The organism is Thiosulfatihalobacter marinus, assembly GCF_016019955.1.
GTDB lineage: Bacteria > Pseudomonadota > Alphaproteobacteria > Rhodobacterales > Rhodobacteraceae > Shimia > Shimia marinus_A.
In genome coordinates, this window is the sequence record NZ_JAECRZ010000003.1 from 239,818 (window position 1) to 260,195 (window position 20,378).

The window sequence follows — 20,378 nt, forward strand, 5'->3', positions numbered from 1 at the left end:
TATGCCTGTTTTTTGCGGTATTATGCGCAATTACCGCTCAGGCAATCAATCCAAAAGTGCGATTCGGGTCACAAACCGGACTTATTTGACCCTGTTTTTGCTAAGCAATGGCTAATATGCCTCACCTTTTGAATCCAATTTGGGCGGAATGCCTCCGATCGGCAGGGCTGGTTGCGCTAACCTGTAAGTGGTTGCGCTAACTGCGCTATTGCGTCCTGTTCTTTTGCGGAACCGGCATGTTAAGCAGCGCTCATCAGCCAGAAACCGGGCTGATCGGGGGCGCGAGAATTTCCCCGTGAATCAAGGACTGCCGCCTCAATTCAGGTCGGCTACAGGAGTTTGACGATGACATTTGGACGGGTAAACCCGCAATTCCGCCTCGAAGATCAAGGGATCCAGGGGCTGGGCAATGTCTATTACAATCTTATGGAGCCCGCCCTGGTCGAGGCCGCGCTGAAGAACGGCGAAGGCAGGCTTGGCAATGGCGGCGCCTTTCTGGTCAGCACCGGAGAATACACCGGCCGTTCGCCCAAGGACAAATTCACCGTGCGCACCCCGACCACGGAAAACACCATCTGGTGGGACAATAACGCCCCGATGGCGGCCGACGCCTTTGATCGCCTGCACGCCGACATGCTGGAGCACATGAAGGGCCGCACCTACTTTGTGCAGGATCTGTTTGCCGGGGCCGATCCCGCCCACCGCCTGAACGTGCGCGTGATCAACGAACTGGCCTGGCACAACCTGTTCATCCGCCACCTGCTGCGCCGCCCCGGCCAGGACGAGCTGGACGGCTTCACCTCGGATTTCACGATCATCAACTGCCCCAGCTTCAAGGCCGACCCGGCGCGCCACGGCTGCCGCACCGAAACCGTGATCGCGGTGAATTTCGACAAGAAGCTGATCCTGATCGGCAACACCGAATACGCGGGCGAAAACAAGAAATCCGTCTTTGGCGTGCTGAACTACCTGCTGCCCGAAAAGGGCATCATGCCGATGCATTGTTCGGCCAACCACGCCGATGGCAACCCGGTGGATGCCGCCGTGTTCTTTGGCCTGTCGGGCACCGGCAAGACCACCCTGTCGGCCGATCCCAACCGCACCCTGATCGGCGACGACGAACATGGCTGGTCGGATCGCGGCACCTTCAATTTCGAAGGCGGCTGCTATGCCAAGACGATCGGGCTGAACCCCGAGGCAGAGCCGGAAATCTTTGCCACCACCGGCATGTTCGGCACCGTGATCGAGAACATGATCTTCGACGAACAGACCAAGGCGCTGGATTTCGAAGACAGCAGCCTGACCGAGAACATGCGGTGCGCCTATCCGCTCGATTACATCCCCAACGCCTCCGGCAACGGGCTGGGCGGCCACCCCAAGAACGTGATCATGCTCACCTGTGACGCATTCGGCGTTCTGCCCCCGATTGCGCGGCTGACCCCGGCACAGGCCGAATATCACTTCCTGTCCGGCTTTACCGCCAAGATGGCCGGCACCGAACGCGGCGTGACCGAGCCGAAACCGGCCTTCTCCACCTGCTTTGGCGCCCCCTTCATGCCGCGCCGCCCCGAGGTCTACGGCGCCCTGCTGCGCCAGAAGATCGCCGATCACGGCACCACCTGCTGGCTGGTCAATACCGGCTGGACCGGCGGCGCCTATGGCGTGGGCAACCGGATGCCGATCAAGGCCACCCGCGCCCTGCTCACCGCAGCGCTGGACGGCTCGCTGAATTCGGCGACCTTCCGCAAGGATCCCAATTTCGGCTTCGAAGTGCCTGTCACCGTGCCCGGTGTCGATGCCGGCCTGCTCGACCCGCGCTCGACCTGGGAGGACAAGGGCGCCTATGATGCGCAGGCCGCGAAACTGGTCAGGATGTTCGCCGAGAATTTCGAACAGTACCTGCCCTATATCGATGCCGACGTAAAAGCCGCCGCCATCGGCTGAGCCACGGCACATTTTCCATGCCTCAAGGCCCCGGCGCGTCCTGCTCCGGGGCTTTTTGGTTGCGAATCCCGGACCCGCCCCAAATACTGGCGGCCTGACGCAAATACCGCTTGGAATATTCGCCTCCCGGCCCTATTGGGCGATTCCCGGCACGCGGCCACTTTTTGGGGGATACCTGATTGACGCATTCCGTCGACGCGCCACACGATATCTACGGCATTGAGAAATGGGGCAAAGGCCTGATCGTTGCGCTGGACTCCGGCGAGATCGGCCTGAAGAATCCGCTTGCCCCGGACGCGCCGGCCGTCAGCCTGCCCTCCATCCTGTCCGATCTCGAAGAGCGCGGCATCCACGTGCCCATGCTGGTGCGCATTTCCAGCTATCTCGAAAACGAAATCCGCCACATCAATACCAGCTTTCGCGATGCCATTGCCCGCGCCGGGTATCAGGGCACCTATCGCGGCGTCTTCCCGATCAAGGTCAATCAACAGGCCCAGGTGATCGACCGGATCGTCGAATTTGGCCAATCCTTCGATTACGGGCTCGAAGCCGGGTCCAAGCCCGAACTGGTCATCGCCCTGGCCCACAAGCTGGCGCGCAACGCGCTGATCGTGTGCAACGGGGTCAAGGACGCGGAATTCGTCGCCCTCGCCACCCTGTCGCGCAAGCTGGGCTTCAACACCGTGATCGTGCTGGAAAGCCCGAAAGAGGCGGATACCGTCATCGCCGTCTACAGGGAACTGGGGGTCGCGCCGCTTTTGGGCGTACGCGTCAAGCTGACCAACCAGATCAGCGGCAAATGGCAGGAAAGCTCGGGCGACCGCTCCACCTTTGGCATGAACACCGATCAGCTGGTCGCCGTGCTGGACAAGCTGCGCGATGCCGGGCTGCTGCACTGCCTGAAACTGCAACACTCCCACCTGGGCAGCCAGGTGCCCGATGTCAACGACGTGCGCCGCGCCGCGGGCGAGGCGTGCCGCTATTTCACCGAACTCACCCGCGAGGGCGCGCCGCTCACTCATCTCGATCTGGGCGGTGGCCTGGGCGTGGACTATACCGGTGAAAAACGCGCCACCGAGAACTCGATCAACTACACCGTCGAGGAATACGCCTCCAACGTGGTCGAAACCGTCGGCTATGCGATGGACGAGGCGGGCATTCCCCACCCCACGCTTGTCACCGAAAGCGGGCGCGCCGTGGTGGCAACCTCGTCGATGCTGGTGTTCAACGTGTTGGAAAGCACGCTGTACGATGCCCCCACCGCCCCCGAAACCGGACCCGAAGATCACCACCTCCTGACCGATCTAGCCGCCGTCGCCGATTATCTTGATGCCGACCGCGTTCAGGAATGCTGGAACGACGCCTCCTTTTACCGCAACGAATTGCGCGCCCTGTTCCGGCGCGGCTATATCGACCTGCGCCAGATGGCCCGCGCCGAACGCGTCTACCTGCACCTGATGTCCCGCATCAAGGCGCTGGTCGCGGCAATGGACGATTTCACCGATGTCGACAATCAGCTGGAAAAGGCCGCCGACATCTATCACTGCAACTTTTCCCTGTTCCAGTCGCTGCCCGATGTCTGGGCGATCGATCAACTGCACCCGATCGTGCCGCTGCAAATGCTGAACCAGCCCCCCGACCGGCGCGCGGTGCTTTCCGACATCACCTGCGACAGTGACGGCAAGGTCAGCCAGTTCATCCTCGCCGATGGCGTGTCCCCTTCGCTTCCGGTCCACTCCCTGCCCACGGACCAGCCCTATTATCTTGGCGTATTCTTCGTTGGCGCCTATCAGGAAACGCTGGGTGATCTGCACAACCTGTTTGGCGACACCAATGTCGTTACCCTTGATCTGCGCGCCGATGGCGGCTTTGACCTGCTGCATGAACAAGAGGGCGACACCATCTCCGAAGTCCTCAGCTATGTCGAATACGATCCCGCCGATTGCATCGCCGCCTTCCGCAAGATGGTGGATGGCGCAATTTCCGCCGGCGCCCTCAAGACATCCGACCGCAAGCTGATCATGGGCGCCTATCGCGACTCGATCAACGGCTATACCTATTACGAATAACCACCTCCAAAGGAGACATGACCATGGGCAAGACACTCGTCGTGGGCGCCGGGGGCGTCAGCCACGCCGCCGTGCACAAGATGGCAATGAACAGCGACATCTTCACCCGGATCACCCTGGCCAGCCGCACCAAATCCAAATGCGACGCCATAGCCGCCAGCGTGAAGGAACGCACCGGGGTGACAATCGCCACCGCCGCGCTGGATGCCTACAAGGTCGCGGATACCGTCGCCCTGATCCGCGAAACCGGCGCCGAGATTCTTGTCAACCTGGCCCTGCCCTATCAGGATCTGGTGCTGATGGATGCCTGCCTCCAGGCAGGCTGCCACTATATCGACACCGCCAATTACGAACCCGAGGACGAAGCCAAATTCGAATATCACTGGCAATGGGCCTATCACGACAAGTTCAGGGACGCCGGCCTGACCGCCATCCTCGGCTCGGGCTTTGATCCGGGCGTGACCAGCGTGTTCGCCAAATGGCTCAAGAAACACAAGCTGGACACAATCCGCCAGATCGATGTGCTGGACGCCAATGGCGGCTCCAACGACCAGGAATTCGCCACCAATTTCAACCCCGAAATCAACCTGCGCGAAGTGCTGGCCGAAGCCCGCCATTGGGAAAACGGCACCTGGAAAACCACCCCCGCCATGACCCACAAGGTCAATTTCGACTTCCCCGCCATCGGGCCGAAAAACATGTACCTGATGTATCACGAGGAACTGGAATCCCTGTCCACCCACTTCCCCGAAATCGAACGCGCCCGCTTCTGGATGACCTTTGGCGATGCCTATATCATGCACGCCAAAGTGCTGGAAAATGTCGGCATGACCCGGATCGACCCGGTGCTGCATGACGGCAAGGAAATCATTCCCATCCAGTTCCTGAAAACCCTGCTGCCCGATCCCGGCGATCTGGGCGCCGAAACCAAGGGCAAGGCCTGCATCGGCGATATCGCCACCGGCCAGGCCAAGGACGGCTCGGGCGAGAAAACCTATTACATCTACAATATCTGCGACCACCAGGAATGCTACGCCGAGGTGGGTTCCCAGGCCGTGTCCTACACCACCGGCGTGCCGGCCATGATCGGCGCCGCGCAACTGCTCAAAGGCAACTGGCGCGCGCCCGGCGTGTGGAACATGGAACAGCTCGACCCGGATGATTTCATGGACATGCTGAACACCCACGGCCTGCCATGGCAGGTGCACGAACTCGACGGTCCGGTCGCCTTCTGAATGCAGGGACAGGCGCCACCCCGCGCCCTTCATTGTTCCGAAAATACTCCGGGGGTCCGGGGGCAGCGCCCCCGGCCTCGCCACACCAAGGACCGCCCGATATGCCCGACATGATGCAAACCCAGGCCGGCGACGCAGGCGCCTTTCGCAACTTCGATCTCGCACGCGTCCCCTCGCCCTGCTTCGTCGTCGACGAGGCCGCCGTAGAGCGCAACCTCGCGATCCTCCGGGACATCGCCGACCGCTCCGGCGCGCATGTCCTGTCGGCCCTCAAGGCGTTCTCCATGTTCGCCCTCGCGCCATTACAGCGCCAGTACCTCCGCGGCACCTGCGCCTCCGGCATCCACGAAGCGCGTCTGGGGCGCGAGGAATACGGCGGCGAGGTCGCCACCTTCTGCGCCGCCTACAAGGACAGCGACATCGACGAAATCCTGTCCCTGTCCGACCATGTGATCTTCAACAGCCCCGCCCAGAAGGATCGTTTCCTTGCCAGGGCACAGGCGGCTGGCGTGCAAATCGGCCTGCGCATCAACCCGGAACATTCCGAAGGCGAGATCCCGAAATACGATCCCTGCGCCCCCGGCTCGCGCCTCGGCACGCCCGTCAGCCAGCTCAACGCGCACGCCCTGACAGGCGTCAACGGGCTGCATATGCACACGCTCTGCGAACAGGGTTTCGCACCGCTCCAGCGCACGTGGGACGCAGTGGCGCCTAAACTCGCCCCCTACCTTCCCGGCCTCAAATGGCTCAATTTCGGCGGTGGCCACCACATCACCCGCGCCGACTATGACCGCGAGGCGCTCATCGACTTCATCAAGTCTCTTCGCGCCGCACACAACCTCGACATCTACCTTGAACCCGGCGAGGCCGTGGCACTGGATGCTGGCATCCTTGTGGGCGAAATCCTGGACCTGCCCCACAATGGCAGGAACCTTGCCATCACCGACATCTCCGCCACCTGCCACATGCCCGACGTGATCGAAGCACCCTACCGCCCGGCCCTTCTGGACGAGGCCGGCCAGGGCCACACCTACCGGCTTGGCGGCCCGTCCTGTCTCGCGGGTGACGTGATCGGCGATTACACCTGGGACAAGCCACTGACCATCGGCCAGCGCTTTGCCTTTCTCGATCAGGCGCATTACTCGATGGTCAAGACCAACACGTTCAACGGCGTCCCCCTGCCCGCCATCGCCCTGTGGAACAGCCAGACCGACGCGCTGAAAATCATCCGGCAATTCGGCTATGACGACTTCAAGACGAGGCTTTCATGACCATCTTCCTGAACAGCGAACTTCAACCCGGTGAACGCACCCAGGACGCCCGCTTTCGCATCATCCCGGTGCCGCTGGAACGCACGGTGTCCTATGGATCCGGCACCGCCAACGGCCCCGCCGCCATCATCGCAGCCTCCAATGAACTGGAGCGCATCACCAACGCCATCGAACCCTGCGCCCACGGCATCGTCACCGAATCGCCGCTGGACTGCACCGGCCCCCTGCCCGACGTGATGGAAAGGCTGGCGCAGCGCACCCGGGCCGCCACCGCCGCCGGCAAGATCCCTGTCACCCTGGGCGGCGAACATTCGCTGTCATATGGTGCCGTCACCGGCGTCGCGCGCGCCCTTGGCAGGCCCCTCGGCCTGATCCAGATCGACGCCCACGCCGACCTGCGCATCGCCTATCAGGGCGAAAAACACTCCCATGCCAGCGTCATGCACCTGCTCGCCGAAACCGGCATCCGCCTTGCCCAGTTCGGCGTGCGCGCGCTCTGCCAACAGGAAATCGACAACCGCACCAGACATGACGTGTTCTACAAGGACGCCGAAGACCTTGTCACCGGCAACATACACGCCATCGACCTGCCCGACGACTTTCCCGAACACGTCTATGTCAGCTTTGATGTCGACGGGCTCGATCCCTCGCAAATGCCTGCCACCGGCACGCCGGTCCCCGGCGGGCTGGGCTACTATCAGGCGCTGCACCTCGTCGAACACGCGCTCAAGGGGCGCAAATGTGTTGGCCTTGATGTGGTGGAACTGGCGCCCGACGGCAACGCCGCCTGGGATTTCACCGCTGCCCAGATCACCTATCGCCTGATGGCCGCCTGCCTGGGTTGAGCGTGCCGGGCATCGCGCGGCCCGGGATCGAAGATCCTGTCCTCTTTCAACCCGCTTTATCGCACCGGGCCCGTCCCACGCGGAATTCGCCACACCGCGGCAAAATCACCCCGCATGGCAGAATGGGGGCGATGCCCGTCGGCAGGCACGGCGCGCCTTGAAACCGGGCAAGGCCTTGTACCAACCCTCACGCCACACGCGCGCCCTTGCTCCAGACCGCGCGCAGGGCCGGAACCCCCTCGGTCAGCCAGAACCGGATCAGATCGGCCGATTTGCCGATGTCCAGCTGCCCGCGATCCTCCAGCCCGGTATATCGCGCCGGCGCCGCCGTCACCGTGTGCAGCCCCCGGGCCATGTCGCCCCAATGCTGCCCCAGCTGCACCGCCGCCAACAACAACGACGCAGGCACGTAATCGGACGAAATGATGTCCAGCAGCCCCGCCTCGGCCAGATCAATCGCCGCCACGTTCCCCGAATGCGATCCACCCCGCACAAGGTTCGGCCCGCCCATGATATTGGCAATCCGGTGGCCATGATTGGCCCGCGCCGCCGCGACGGTCGTGGGAAACTCTGCAAGCCGCACCCCGTGATGCGCCGAGACCGCCACCTGACCGGCGGTCGTGTCATCATGGCTTGCCAAGACCGCGCCGTAACGCCTGGCCGCCGCCACCGCCGCCGCCTCGTGCCGATCTCCCAGGCTGGCCCGCAAATCCAACAGAAACGCCACATGGCGCGCAAACTCTTCGGCCTCCATCGAATACTTGCCGCGCACATACCCTTCGTATTTCTTCAGATCGGTGAATTGCCGCTGCCCCGGCGTGTGATCCATCAGGCTCACGATCCCGATCCGGTCTTCGGGTCCGAACTCGGCCAGTTCCTCGATCAGGGTCTCCGAACAGGTCTCGGCCCGCAAGTGAAGATGATGGCTGATCCGCAAGCCGCCGCTGGCGCGCATCGACAGGATCTCGCTGGCAATGGCGCGCGCATACCTGCCGTATTTCCTGTTCGGGTCGGACACGATCGATCCAACCCGGATCGCATCGAACACCGTCGTGATCCCGGCGCCGGCCAATTCCGCATCATGCGCCAAAATCGCCGCCTGGTGCGGCCAGTCCACCCTGGGGCGCGGATGGATATGACGCTCCAGATTGTCGGTATGCAGCTCGATCAGCCCCGGCGCCACGAAATCTCCCGCGCAATCCACCGCACCGGCCGGCACCGCCGCGCCGCTGTCCATCCCGGCAATCTTGCCGCCCCGCACCACGATGCTGCCCGTTACCGTTTCCTGCGGCAGCACCAGCGAGGCATTGGCAAGAATCAAGTCCTGTGTCATCCCGGCGTTACATCCTGTTGTCATCGGCCCCCCGGCATCCTATCCCACATTCTCATGCAATTCCAAAGATACGGCATATTCCACACCCCGCCCCCCGGCGCACTGGCCCGGTTCGGCGCACAGTGGCTGGGCTGGGACGCGGCCATGGGCCAGACCTGCCCCCATCCCGACATTCCCGACCTGCCTGCGCCCATCCCCGACATCACCGCCACGCCGCGCAAATACGGGCTGCACGGCACGATCAAGCCGCCCTTCTTCCTGGCGGCGGACACCACCGCCCCCGACCTGCACGACGCGTTCGAAACGCTCTGCGCCTCCCTGTCGCCGGTCCGCCTGGACGGGCTGCGCATCACACGCCTTGGCCGCTTTCTTGCCCTCAAGGTCAAGGGCGACCAATCCCTGCTGGCCAAACACGCCGCCATTGTTGTCCAAAGGCTCGATCCGTTCCGCGCGCCGCCAACCAGCGCGGAACTGGCCCGCCGCCGCAGATCCCGGCTCAGCCCCCGGCAAGAGGCGCTGCTGGCGCAATGGGGCTACCCCTATGTGATGGAGGAATTCCGCTTTCACATCACGCTGACCGGCCCTCTCTCACCCGATCAGGCCGATCAGGTCCAACAGGTGCTCACCCCGCGCCTTGCGCCTCTCCTGCCCGTTCCGTTCGACGTTACCGATCTCACCCTCGTGGGCGAGGACGCCGCCGGCATGTTTCACGAAATCCACCGCTGCGCCCTCACCGGCTGAATTGCCAACGGCACCGGCGCGGTCGGGGACCACGTGCCGCCGCGCCAACCGGGCGGCGCGGTCGGACAGCCGTCATTGCAATCTGGCAATTCGGTGGCCATTTCCGACGCAACTTCCCACAAATCATCCATCAATTCGCCGCTTTTACGCGCTAGGTGAGGCACGCGACCCACCCCAACCGAAAGGACCAAACCCCATGTTTACCGTTATTCAAGCCCTGCTTGTCGTCTTCTCCCTGGCGCTCGTCGCCAAGGTGATCCACGCCCGCAAATCGAAAGAAGACCCGCAGGCCTGATCTGCCGGTTCCGGCCATTCCGCATTCCTCACTTCGGGCGGCGGAATGGCCCGCTGGCACCGCGTCGGTCGCAAGACGGACCGGGGACACGTTTCAGACCCCAGCCCACAACCGGGCGTGAATTTTCGTGGCCCGGAAAAACCACCTGATTTCTCTCTTGACGATGCCCGCCAATGGCCCTAAATCGCACCCCACTTATGGCGGTATAGCTCAGTTGGTTAGAGCAGCGGAATCATAATCCGCGTGTCCGGGGTTCAAGTCCCTGTACCGCCACCAGAATTCCAGAAACCCGGATGCCTTTGCGTCCGGGTTTCGCTTTTCTCGCGGGCCATCAGCCTTCCGACAATTCCAGCTCCGCCTCGATCTCGATCGCGAAATTCATTGGCAATCCCGCGACGCCAATCGCCGAGCGGGCGTGGCCGCCGATATCCGGCCCGAACACCTCCAGCACAAGGTCACTGAACCCGTTGATCACAAGATGCTGGTCCGTGAATCCAGGGGCTGAATTGACCATGCCAAACACCCGGGCCCACCCGGAAACACGGGACAAATTACCGATTTCCGCCTGCACATTGGCCAGAACAGCCAGCGCAATTTCACGCGAGGCATCGTATCCGTCCTTGGTGGTCAGATCCGTGCCAAGTTGGCCGAACGGCCCGGCGATCCGGCCATCCGCATGGGACTTGGGATGTCCCGAGATCATCACCCTGCGCCCGCGCACCCGCACTAGATCGAACGGAATATGTACGCCGGCCGGAATTCGGGTGGGCGCCGGCAAGGACAATCCAAGCGCCTGCAATCTTGCGGTGACATCGACCATTTCATGCTCCTGAATATTCATAGAGGCAACCCTGGCACCCCCCCGGTTCCAAGGCTATCCCGCGTCGCCTTGTATCGTCAAACCGGCCAGCCAGGTATCAGCGGTTCGCAAAACCTTCTCCGACGCTTTCTCTCGCACAGGCCCATAGCCGCGTATATCCTGGGGCGCTTTCACCAGAGCGGCGCACGCCTCCTCCGTGTCTGGCGCGTATCCGGCGGCCACTTGATCCAGCACGCCCTCAAACCACGTCAGCAGCGCGCGATCCAGCTTGCGATCGATGCTGAACCGGAACGGGTCGAACGGCCCGTTGCGCAGGCCCTTCATCCACGCCAGTACCCTGAGCACCGGGCGCAGCCACGGCCCCATCCGCATCTTCCGGGGCCGTCCGCGCCCGTCCCGGCCCAATGGCAGGATCGGTGGCGCCATGTGGTAATTCACCTTGAAATCGCCTTCGAACTCCCGGCGCAGCACCTCGTCAAACCCTGTCTCCATGTGCAGCCGCGCAACCTCGTATTCGTCTTTCACCGCCATCAGCCGGAACAGTGATTTGGCCGCCTCGATCACCAACGCATCGGGCAACACGCCCCGCAACCCTTCGATCCGCGCCCGGTACCGCGCGCCATAGGCAGCATCCTGATACCCGGTCAGAAACGCCGCCCGCCGCGCGATGATCTCATCAAGCCCTTCCTGCGTCGGGCTTTCCTCGATGTCAAACGTCGCCGGGTCATGCGCCAGCACCCGGCCCAGATCAAAGGCGCGCGCATTCTTTTCCACGGCCACCCCGTTCAACAGGATCGCCTGTTTCAGCGCCCCTTCGCTGACCGGCACCAGCCCCGTCTGCCAGGCAAAGCCCAGCATCATCACATTGGCGAACACCGCATCCCCCATCAGCCGCTCTGCCAGCGCATTGGCATCCAGCGCGCGCAGGTTCTCTGCCCCCACCGCATCCCGGATCACCCGTTCGCGCAGCCCGATCTTCAGGTCCGCATCCCGGTTCAGCACCAGATCGCCGGTCGGCATCGCCGCCGTGTTCAGCACCACACGGCTGCCCTTGCGGTAATGCACGCTGGCCTTGGGGGCCGAAGACACCACCACGTCACAACCAATCACCGCATCCGCCGCGCCCGCCTCGGTGCGCACCTGATGCAAGTCGCCGGGCGACGCGCCCAGCCGGATATAGCTCAGCACCGTGCCGAACTTCTGCGCAAACCCGGTGAAATCCAGCACGCTCGCACCGGACCCTTCCAGATGCGCCCCCATGGTGATCAGCGCGCCCACCGTCACAACGCCGGTGCCACCCACCCCCGTGACCAGCAAGTCATAAGGCTCCGCGAGTGATGGCACCGCGGGGGTGGGCAACCCGGCCATCAAACCGGCCAGATCGATATCGGTCCCGTCCCGTTTGCGCCGCTTCGCCCCGGTCACGGTCACAAAGCTGGGGCAGAACCCGTTCACACAAGAGAAGTCCTTGTTACAGGAGGACAGGTTGATTTTTCGTTTACGCCCGAATTCGGTCTCCACCGGCTCGACGCTCAGACAGTTGCTCTCTACCGAACAATCGCCGCACCCCTCGCAAACCAGCTCGTTGATGAATACGAACCTGTCGGGGTCTTCCAACGTGCCCCGCTTGCGCCGGCGGCGTTTTTCCGTCGCGCAGGTCTGTTCAAAGATCAGCAGCGTCACGCCCCTGATCTCGCGCATTTCCCGCTGCACCGCGTCCAGATCGCGGCGATCCCGAAACGTGGTGCCCGGCGGGAATTCGCCATGGCTGAACTTGCCGATGTCATCACTGACCAGCGCGATGCGTTCCACACCCTCGGCGCGCGCGTTCCATGCGATCCCCTGCACGGAAACCGGCCCGTCCACCGGCTGACCGCCCGTCATTGCCACCGCATCGTTGAACAGCACCTTGTAGGTGATGTTGGCCCCCACCGCGACTGCCTGCCGGATCGCCAGCGAGCCCGAATGATACCACGTCCCCTCGCCCAGGTTCTGGAACACATGCCGTCCGCCATTGAACTTCTGCGCCACGGCCACCGGTACGCCTTCGCCCCCCATCTGGGCATATCCACCTGTGTTGCGCCCCATCCAGCTTGCCATCACATGACACCCGATCCCGCTCATCGCGCGGCTGCCCTCGGGCACTTTGGTCGAGGTATTGTGCGGGCAGCCCGAACAGAAATAGGGCGTGCGCGTCGCCCCCGGCACGTTCAGCACCGGCGGCTTTTCCGCCAGCAGCGCGCGCGCCTTTTCTTCCAGCCTCTCATGCGGGAAAAACCGCGCCAAACGCTCGGCCACCACCGGCACCAGCATCAAGGGGCTCAACTCGCCCGTCCACGGCAACAGCGGCTCACCCACCGCGCGATACTTGCCCACCATCTTCTCGGGCTTGGCGCCGGGCCAGTCATAGAAATACTCCTTGAACTGGCTCTCGATGATGCCGCGCTTTTCCTCGACCACCAGCACCTCGCGCTTGCCGGTGACGAAGGCCAGCGCATCGCGCCGCGCCAGCGGCCAGACCATGCCGACCTTGTAAATGTCGATCCCCAGCCGCCGACAGGCCGCTTCGTCCAGCTCCAGCAGGCGCAGCGCCTCCATCAGGTCCAGATGCCCCTTGCCCGTGGTGACAAACCCGTAAACCGCATCCTCGATGTCATAGATGCGCCGGTCAATCGGGTTCGCCTCGACAAAGGCTTCCACCGCGCGCAGCTTGTGCCCGATCCGGGTTTCGATCTCGGGGCTGGGCAGGTCGCTGGGCCGCACATGCAGCCCGCCGGGGGGCATGTCGAACTCCGGGGTCACGAACTTTCGGTCGGGCTGCAATTCCACCGACCGCCCCGATTCCACCGTTTCCGAGATCGCCTTGAACCCCACCCATGTCCCGGAAAACCGCGACAAGGCAAAGCCGTATTCGCCAAACGCCAGGTATTCTTCCACGCTGGCCGGGTTCAGCGTTGGCATGAACCACGCCATGAACGCCACATCCGACTGATGCGGCATCGACGAACTCACGCACCCGTGGTCATCCCCCGCCACAACCAGCACGCCGCCCCTGGGCGACGCGCCATAGGCATTGCCATGTTTAAGAGCATCACCAGACCGGTCCACCCCCGGCCCCTTGCCGTACCACATGGAAAACAGGCCGTCATACGCGCAATCCGGGTCCAGCACCGCCTGCTGCGCACCCAGAACCGCCGTCGCCCCCAGATCCTCGTTCACCGCGGGCAGAAAGGTGATCTTCTCCTTCTTGGTGCGCGCCTTCTCGCGCCAGAACTCCAGATCCAGCGCCCCAAGCGGCGAGCCGCGATAGCCCGACACGAAACCGCCCGTGTTCAGCCCCGCGGCCCGATCCCGGCGCGCCTGATCAAACATGATCCGCGCCAAAGCTTGCGTTCCGGTTAAAAACACCCGGCCGTCCCCGCGATCATAGCGATCGGACAGGGCATAGCTTTGAAAATCATGGCTGGCTTTGGTCATGGCGCATCTCCTTCGGGCAGACAAGTGTCGCACGAAATCGCTGGAATTCTGTTCCGATTTGCGCGCAAGATCGGCCAGAATCGAAAACCCATGCCAAAAATGACCCAATCAGTGATATGAAAAACCATGCAACTCGATGACAAAGACCGCCGCCTTCTCGCCCTTCTGGAACGCGATTGCCGCCTCTCCAACGCAGACCTTGCCGCACAGATCGGCATGTCCACCTCCGCCTGCTGGCGCCGCATCAGGGCCTTCGAAGAGGCCGGGCTGATCGACAGCTACGGCGCCCGCCTGCGCGCCGACCGGCTTGGCCTGGCCTTCCACGCCATCGTGCATGTCCAGCTGACCCGCCACGACAAACCCGCCCTCAGGCGCTTTATCGAGGTCATCCCCAACCGCCCCGAAGTGCGCGACTGCTACGCCACCACGGGCGCGGCCGATTACCACCTGCGCATCCGCTGCACCGATATCGACGCCTATAACCGCTTTCTCGAAGACGTGCTGTTTACCCTTCCCGCTGTACGCTCGGCCCAGACCAACGTGATCCTGCGCGACCTCAAGACGCGCTAACCCCTTGCCCCGCCCCCCCTTTCACGGCTACTCCATGGATCAGACAGCAAGGCAGATCGCACATGACCCGCACCGTCACCATCCTGAACGGCCCCAATCTCAACCTGCTTGGCAAGCGTGAGCCAAAGATCTATGGCCCGGACACGCTCGACGATGTCGCCACCAGCTGCGCCGCGCTGGGCAAGGATCTCGGCATCCGGACAACCCTTCTGCAATCCAATCACGAAGGCCAGTTGATCGATTGGATCCACGCGGCCCGCGACACGGCGGACGGTATCATCATCAACCCGGCCGCCTTCACCCACACCTCGGTGGCCATCCTTGACGCGCTCAACACCTTCGACGGCCCGGTGCTCGAGGTGCACATCTCCAACGTGCACCAGCGCGAAAGCTTCCGGCACCACTCCTATGTCTCGGCCCGCGCCAACGGCGTGATCGCCGGCTTTGGCGTGCAAGGCTACGAACTGGCCCTGCGCCGCATGGCGACGCTGCTCGCCTGACCCCTCGCGAAGACGCCCGCAAGGGCGGATAAGCCCCGCCGCTCTACCGCTTCCTCATCGCGTCCCGCAATGCCGCCCCCATCGCGCCATTGCCGCTGTCCCGGCTCTGCCCCCGCGACGGCGCCTTGCCGCCATGCGGCCCTTTCCCCGGCCCGCGCCCCTGCGGTCCGCCACGCTCGTTGCGCGCCTCGCGCGCCGACACGCCGCCATCCTTCTTCATGCTCAGCCCGATCCGCTTGCGCGCCACATCCACTTCCGTCACGCGCACCGTCACCACGTCCCCGGCCCTGACCACCTCATGCGGGTCTTTCACAAACCGGTCCGCCAACTGGCTGACATGCACCAGCCCGTCCTGATGCACCCCCACATCCACAAACGCGCCAAAGGCCGCCACGTTCGTCACCGTCCCTTCCAGCGTCATCCCCGGCTTCAGGTCGGTGATCGTTTCCACCCCGTCGGCAAAACTGGCCGTCCTGAATGTCGGCCTCGGATCGCGCCCCGGCTTTTCCAACTCGCTCAGAATGTCGCGCACCGTCGGCAACCCGAACCGCGCGTCCACGAACTCTTCCGCCCGCACCCGCTTCAACGCCGCCGCGTCGCCCATCAACGCACGCACATCCCGCCCACAGGCCTTCACGATCCGCCGCGCCACGTCATAGGCCTCGGGGTGCACCGCGCTGGCATCCAGCGGCTCCCTCCCGTCACGTATCCGCAGGAACCCCGCGCATTGCTCGAACGCCACCGGCCCCAGCCGCGCCACCTTCAACAAGTCCCTGCGCGCCGCAAACGCGCCATTGGCATCGCGATGCGCCACGATCGCCTCGGCCAAACCCGGCCCAAGCCCCGACACATGCGCCAACAAAGGCGCCGACGCCATGTTCAGATCCACCCCAACCGCGTTCACCGCATCCTCCACAACCGCTTCCAGCGATTTGCCAAGGCGGAACTGATCCACGTCATGCTGATACTGGCCCACGCCGATGGATTTCGGCTCGATCTTGACCAGTTCCGCCAACGGATCCTGCAAACGCCGCGCAATCGACACCGCCCCGCGCAAGGACACATCCAGATCGGGAAATTCCCGCGCCGCCAACTCGCTGGCCGAATAAACCGAGGCCCCCGCCTCGCTCACCACTACCCTGGTCGGCACCGGCACGCCCTTGGGCAACAGCTTCAGCACATCGCCCACAAGCCGCTCGCTCTCGCGGCTGGCCGTCCCGTTGCCAATCGCGATCAACTCCACGCCATGTCTGGCAATCATCCCCAGCAAAACGGCCTCAGCCCCACGCACATCATTCCTGGGCTGGAACGGATAAATCGTCGCCGTGTCCAACAGCTTTCCGGTGGCATCCACCACCGCCACCTTACAGCCCGTCCGAATGCCCGGATCAAGCCCCAGTGTCGCCTTGGCCCCGGCCGGGGCCGCCAACAGCAGATCCTTCAGGTTGCGCGCAAACACGGCGATCGCCTCTTCCTGCGCCCGGCCGCGCAACTCGCCCATCAACTCCACGGTCATCGTCAGGCTCAGCTTCACCCGCCAGGTCCAGCCCGCCACCTTGCGCAGCCACTGATCCCCCGGCCCCGCGCCACGCGTTTCCAACCGCGCGGCCACCATGCTCTCGGCACGTTCCCTGCCGCCCTCGGGATCCGGCCCGATATCCATCGAGATCACGCCTTCCTTGCTGGCCCGCATCATCGCCAGCGCCCGGTGGCCGGGCACCTTCGCCCAGGGTTCGGAATGTTCGAAATAGTCCGAGAATTTGGCCCCCGCCTGCTCCTGCCCCGCAATCACCCGCGCGCTGACAATCGCGTCTTTCTGCAAAAAGGCGCGCAGCTGCCCCAGCAATCCGGCATCCTCGCACAGCCCCTCGGCAATGATGTCCCGCGCCCCCTCCAGCGCCGCCTTCACATCCGCGACCGCCTCGCTGACATAGGCTTTGGCGAGGACCTCCGGATCGGCGCTCCGATCCGCCAATATCGCCCCGGCCAGCGGCTCCAGCCCGTTTTCCCGCGCAATCATCGCCCGGGTGCGCCGCTTGGGTTTGTAAGGCAGGTAAATATCCTCCAGCGCCGCCTTGGTGTCCGCCCCGGCAATCGCCCTGGCAAGATCATCGGTCATCCTGCCCTGCTCGCTGATCGATGCGGCGACGGTCTCGCGCCGCGCTTCCAGCTCCCGCAGATAGATCAGACGGTCTGACAGCGTGCGCAGCTGCGTATCATCCAGCCCGCCCGTCACCTCCTTGCGATAGCGCGCCACAAAGGGCACCGTCGCGCCCTCGTCCAGCAGCCTGACAGCGGCTCCCACCTGCTCGGGCCGGGCTCCGATCTCGGTTGCAATGGTCCGTGAAATGCGCGCGCTCGTATCCAAGTCTGTGCCTCCTGTGTGTGCCGGGAGGCTCTTCATACCGCCCCCGTATTTCGCGGCCAAGGCGTTTTGAAACGCCATGCCATCTATTTCGAATTCGCCTGTCGTCCGACCGCCGCGTTAACCCCGCGATTTCCCGAAATCGGGCCGACGCAATACCGACGTGATACCGACGCTCTGCCGATACGGGTTTTCCTGTCAGATCAGTGCGTTAACCGTGATTCGCGCGCCTTACCGCCCGCCCACGTCTTCCGGCGCGATCGACACGGTCTTGACCACCGCGAAACAGCGTACCCCCGGCACCAATCCCAGCGCCGCAGCCGAGCGCCGCGTCACCCGCGCCAGCACCGGCCCCGCCGCTGTCCTGACCGACACGATCGCTCCCGGTCCGTCGCCTGCGCGCACGGCGTCAATCTCGCCCGGCAACACGTTCAGCGCCGACAAACCCCTGGGTTCCTCGCGGCTCAGGATCACGTCATGCGCCGCGATCCGCACCCGCATGACCTTGCCCAACTCCTGCGGAATCCTTGGCAAAAACAACGGGATACCGCCCGCTTCCAGCTCACTCAACCCATCCGCGTGATGCTGCACCACCCGCGCGTCCAGCACCGCGCCCACGGCCCGCACCCCTGCCGGCGTGAACCCCGGATCGCCCAGCACCTCGGCCGCCGGCCCCGCCCGGCTCACCCGTCCGTTTTCCAGCGCCACAACCGTGGTCGCCAGCCGCGCCACTTCGCCCATCGAATGGCTGACATACAGGATCGGCACTTCGGATTCATCTCTAAGCCGTTCGAAATACGGCATAATTTCGGCCTTGCGCGCCTCATCCAGCGCTGCCAGAGGCTCATCCGCAAGGATCAGCCGGGGGCGCGCCAACAACGCGCGGCCGATCGCCACCCGCTGCTTTTCACCACCGGACAAGGCGCCCGGACGCCGCTCCAACAGCGGTCCGATCCCCAGCATCTCCACCACTTTCCCAAGCTCGCCCGCCCCGCTGCGCTTGCGGGCAAACCACTGACCATAAAGCAAATTCTGCCTCACACTCAGGTGTGGAAACAGCCGCCCCTCCTGAAACACATAGCCCAGCCGCCGCTTGTGTGGCGCCAGCCAGACCCCCGCCGCGCTGTCCTGCAACACCCAGCCATCCACCGCCACGCGCCCCACGCTGCCGCGCGACAGCCCGGCCACCGCGTTGATCAGCGTCGTCTTGCCCGATCCGGACGCCCCGAACAGCACGGTCGCCCCTTTGGGCGCCTGAAATTGCGCGTCCAGCGTGAACTGCGCAAGCTCTTGTTTTATGGACACAAAAAGGCTCACCCGCCGGCCACCCGGCGCGCCAGATAGCGCCCTATGAACTCGCTCAGCAACAGCGCGCCCATGGCCACGAACACCGACACCAGCACCAGCCGCATCGCCGCCGTTTCCCCGCCCGGAACCTGAAGGAAACTGTAGATCGCCGAGGGCAAGGTCCGCGTTTGCCCCGGTATGTTGGACACAAAGGTGATCGTCGCTCCGAATTCCCCCATCGCCTTGGCGAATGCCAGCACCGCGCCCGCCAGAATACCCGGCAAAATCAAGGGCATGGTCACGGTCAGGAACACCCAGCCGCGTGGCGCCCCCAGGGTCGATGCCGCCTGTTCCAGCCTGGGGTCCACCGCCTCGATCGACAGGCGCACGGCGCGCACCAGCAGTGGAAAGGCCATCACCGCCGCCGCCAGCGCCGCCCCCGTCCAGCGAAACGCGAACACGATGCCCAACTCCTTGAGGAAACTGCCAAAAACCCCCTGCGTGCCAAATCCGATCAACAGCAGATACCCCGTCGCAACCGGCGGCAGGATCAGCGGAAGATGCACCAGCCCGTTGACGATCTGCTTGCCCGGAAACGACCAACGCGCCAACGCATAAGCCACGAAAATCCCGGGGCCCAGCGCGCCCAGCGTGGCCCACAAAGCCACCTTCAGCGACAGCGCCACCGCGCTCCATTCCTCCGGGCCAAGCCAGCCCGTCATCGACCCGGCCCCGGCAACACAACAAACCCCTGCGCCCTGAATGCGGCGCGCGCCTGCGGACCGGTGAGATAGGCCATGAAGGCGCTCGTTTCGGCGCGCTGCCGCCCTTTGGGCACGGCCACCGAATAGACGATATCAGGCACCGTGCCCGGCGGGAAAATCCCCACGATATCAACGGCATCGCTGGCCAATGCGTCGGTGCGATAGACGATGCCCAAAGGCGCCTCTCCCAGCGCCACCAGCGCCAGCGCCGCGCGCACATTGTCCACCTGCGCCACCCGGTCGCGCAACACGTCCCAAATCCCCAAAGCCTCCAGCCCGGCCTTGCCATATTGCCCGGCGGGCACCGCGTCGACCAGCGCCATCGCCAACCGCCCATCGCCCAGCAACGCACGGATCGCAGCGCCGTCCACCGTGCTTTCGGACGCCGCCCGCCCCTTGGGCGCCACCAGAACCAACTGGTTGCCCAACAGATCGATCCGGCTCGCGGTTTCGATCAACCCCTTGTTTTCAAGGTAATCCATCCACTGAACATTGGCCGACAGGAACACATCCGCAGGCGCGCCGTAGTCGATCTGGCGCGCCAGGGCGGACGAGCCGGCCAACGAGACCACCACCCGCTGTCCCTGGCTGGCTTCGTACCCCTGCGCGATCTGATCCATCGCATCCTTCAGGCTGGCGGCGGCAAACACCGTCACCTCTCCGGCCCGCGCGCCGGACGCGGCCACACCCCAGAGCAGGGCCAGCACAGCCACAAGGCCTATCAGTTCACGGCGCCTGACCATCATTCTCCCGGGGTGGAACGCTTTCTATTTCAACGGGATACCGAATTCCCTACTGTGTCGCAACAAATGCCTTCGGGCCAGAGCCAACCGCCCGGTTTGCGACAAGTGCAGACCAAGAC

At 64.0% G+C, this 20,378-nt stretch carries 15 protein-coding genes and 1 tRNA gene; 9 read left to right on the forward strand and 7 right to left on the reverse strand.

The window, feature by feature from the left end:
* Positions 1-345 precede the first annotated feature (345 nt).
* From I3253_RS06500 to speB, 5 genes are all read left to right on the forward strand, one after another.
* On the forward strand, positions 346-1,944 hold the full coding sequence (locus I3253_RS06500) for a phosphoenolpyruvate carboxykinase (RefSeq protein ID WP_197916827.1): 1,599 nt from the start codon (positions 346-348) through the stop codon (positions 1,942-1,944).
* A 179-nt stretch (positions 1,945-2,123) separates the two neighbouring features.
* A complete protein-coding gene (gene speA / locus I3253_RS06505; protein ID WP_197916828.1) occupies positions 2,124-4,013 on the forward strand; it encodes a biosynthetic arginine decarboxylase in 1,890 nt (629 codons plus the stop codon).
* Between the two features lie 23 nt (positions 4,014-4,036).
* A complete protein-coding gene (locus I3253_RS06510) occupies positions 4,037-5,248 on the forward strand; it encodes a saccharopine dehydrogenase family protein (protein ID WP_197916829.1) in 1,212 nt (403 codons plus the stop codon).
* Between the two features lie 101 nt (positions 5,249-5,349).
* Positions 5,350-6,519, forward strand: a complete 1,170-nt coding sequence (locus I3253_RS06515) for a carboxynorspermidine decarboxylase (protein ID WP_197916830.1) — start codon at positions 5,350-5,352, stop codon at positions 6,517-6,519.
* A complete protein-coding gene (gene speB / locus I3253_RS06520; RefSeq protein WP_197916831.1) occupies positions 6,516-7,364 on the forward strand; it encodes an agmatinase in 849 nt (282 codons plus the stop codon). Before I3253_RS06515 ends, speB begins: the two co-directional genes overlap by 4 nt.
* Positions 7,365-7,551: 187 nt before the next feature.
* Here the strand turns inward: speB and I3253_RS06525 are convergent, their stop codons facing one another.
* Positions 7,552-8,697: an alpha-D-ribose 1-methylphosphonate 5-triphosphate diphosphatase gene (locus tag I3253_RS06525; protein ID WP_197916832.1), complete on the reverse strand. Its 1,146-nt coding sequence runs from the start codon at positions 8,695-8,697 to the stop codon at positions 7,552-7,554.
* A gap of 54 nt (positions 8,698-8,751) precedes the next feature.
* On the opposite strand from I3253_RS06525, the gene I3253_RS06530 reads away from it, so the two are divergent.
* The gene (locus I3253_RS06530; protein ID WP_197916833.1) at positions 8,752-9,438 is read left to right on the forward strand and encodes a DUF1045 domain-containing protein; all 687 of its coding nucleotides are present in this window, start codon (positions 8,752-8,754) and stop codon (positions 9,436-9,438) included.
* Positions 9,439-9,932: 494 nt separating this feature from the next.
* Positions 9,933-10,009 (forward strand) — tRNA-Met (locus tag I3253_RS06535).
* Between the two features lie 55 nt (positions 10,010-10,064).
* Here the strand turns inward: I3253_RS06535 and I3253_RS06540 are convergent.
* Both I3253_RS06540 and I3253_RS06545 read right to left on the reverse strand, forming a co-directional pair.
* On the reverse strand, positions 10,065-10,574 hold the full coding sequence (locus tag I3253_RS06540; protein ID WP_232236943.1) for a RidA family protein: 510 nt from the start codon (positions 10,572-10,574) through the stop codon (positions 10,065-10,067).
* A 33-nt stretch (positions 10,575-10,607) separates the two neighbouring features.
* Positions 10,608-14,030, reverse strand: coding sequence for an indolepyruvate ferredoxin oxidoreductase family protein (locus I3253_RS06545; protein WP_197916834.1), 3,423 nt, complete (start codon positions 14,028-14,030; stop codon positions 10,608-10,610).
* A 126-nt stretch (positions 14,031-14,156) separates the two neighbouring features.
* On the opposite strand from I3253_RS06545, the gene I3253_RS06550 reads away from it, so the two are divergent.
* Complete coding sequence (locus I3253_RS06550) at positions 14,157-14,600, forward strand: Lrp/AsnC family transcriptional regulator (RefSeq protein ID WP_197916835.1); 444 nt, start codon at positions 14,157-14,159, stop codon at positions 14,598-14,600.
* Between the two features lie 62 nt (positions 14,601-14,662).
* Positions 14,663-15,100 (forward strand): type II 3-dehydroquinate dehydratase, encoded by a 438-nt coding sequence (gene aroQ, locus I3253_RS06555; protein ID WP_197916836.1) that lies wholly within the window; start codon positions 14,663-14,665, stop codon positions 15,098-15,100.
* 43 nt (positions 15,101-15,143) lie between these two features.
* Here aroQ and I3253_RS06560 read toward each other — a convergent pair whose 3' ends face one another.
* The 4 genes from I3253_RS06560 to modA form a co-directional block, all read right to left on the reverse strand.
* Positions 15,144-17,468 carry a Tex family protein gene (locus I3253_RS06560; protein WP_232236944.1) on the reverse strand — a complete coding sequence of 775 codons (2,325 nt, stop codon included), beginning with the start codon at positions 17,466-17,468 and terminating at the stop codon, positions 15,144-15,146.
* A gap of 228 nt (positions 17,469-17,696) precedes the next feature.
* Positions 17,697-18,770, reverse strand: coding sequence for a molybdenum ABC transporter ATP-binding protein (modC, locus tag I3253_RS06565; RefSeq protein WP_332262116.1), 1,074 nt, complete (start codon positions 18,768-18,770; stop codon positions 17,697-17,699).
* A gap of 8 nt (positions 18,771-18,778) precedes the next feature.
* The gene (gene modB, locus I3253_RS06570) at positions 18,779-19,474 is read right to left on the reverse strand and encodes a molybdate ABC transporter permease subunit (protein WP_197916839.1); all 696 of its coding nucleotides are present in this window, start codon (positions 19,472-19,474) and stop codon (positions 18,779-18,781) included.
* Positions 19,471-20,259, reverse strand: a complete 789-nt coding sequence (gene modA, locus I3253_RS06575; RefSeq protein ID WP_197916840.1) for a molybdate ABC transporter substrate-binding protein — start codon at positions 20,257-20,259, stop codon at positions 19,471-19,473. Before modA ends, modB begins: the two co-directional genes overlap by 4 nt.
* Positions 20,260-20,378: the final 119 nt, after the last annotated feature.

What these genes read in the sequence shown, in the direction of transcription:
- I3253_RS06540 (WP_232236943.1), bottom strand. Translation starts at nt 10,574, where the DNA reads ATGAATATTCAGGAGCATGAAATGGTCGATGTCACCGCAAGATTGCAG.
- I3253_RS06525 (WP_197916832.1), bottom strand. Translation starts at nt 8,697, where the DNA reads ATGACACAGGACTTGATTCTTGCCAATGCCTCGCTGGTGCTGCCGCAG.
- speB (WP_197916831.1), top strand. Translation starts at nt 6,516, where the DNA reads ATGACCATCTTCCTGAACAGCGAACTTCAACCCGGTGAACGCACCCAG.
- I3253_RS06515 (WP_197916830.1), top strand. Translation starts at nt 5,350, where the DNA reads ATGCCCGACATGATGCAAACCCAGGCCGGCGACGCAGGCGCCTTTCGC.
- I3253_RS06500 (WP_197916827.1), top strand. Translation starts at nt 346, where the DNA reads ATGACATTTGGACGGGTAAACCCGCAATTCCGCCTCGAAGATCAAGGG.
- I3253_RS06545 (WP_197916834.1), bottom strand. Translation starts at nt 14,030, where the DNA reads ATGACCAAAGCCAGCCATGATTTTCAAAGCTATGCCCTGTCCGATCGC.
- modB (WP_197916839.1), bottom strand. Translation starts at nt 19,474, where the DNA reads ATGACGGGCTGGCTTGGCCCGGAGGAATGGAGCGCGGTGGCGCTGTCG.
- I3253_RS06530 (WP_197916833.1), top strand. Translation starts at nt 8,752, where the DNA reads ATGCAATTCCAAAGATACGGCATATTCCACACCCCGCCCCCCGGCGCA.
- modA (WP_197916840.1), bottom strand. Translation starts at nt 20,259, where the DNA reads ATGGTCAGGCGCCGTGAACTGATAGGCCTTGTGGCTGTGCTGGCCCTG.
- I3253_RS06550 (WP_197916835.1), top strand. Translation starts at nt 14,157, where the DNA reads ATGCAACTCGATGACAAAGACCGCCGCCTTCTCGCCCTTCTGGAACGC.
- aroQ (WP_197916836.1), top strand. Translation starts at nt 14,663, where the DNA reads ATGACCCGCACCGTCACCATCCTGAACGGCCCCAATCTCAACCTGCTT.
- I3253_RS06510 (WP_197916829.1), top strand. Translation starts at nt 4,037, where the DNA reads ATGGGCAAGACACTCGTCGTGGGCGCCGGGGGCGTCAGCCACGCCGCC.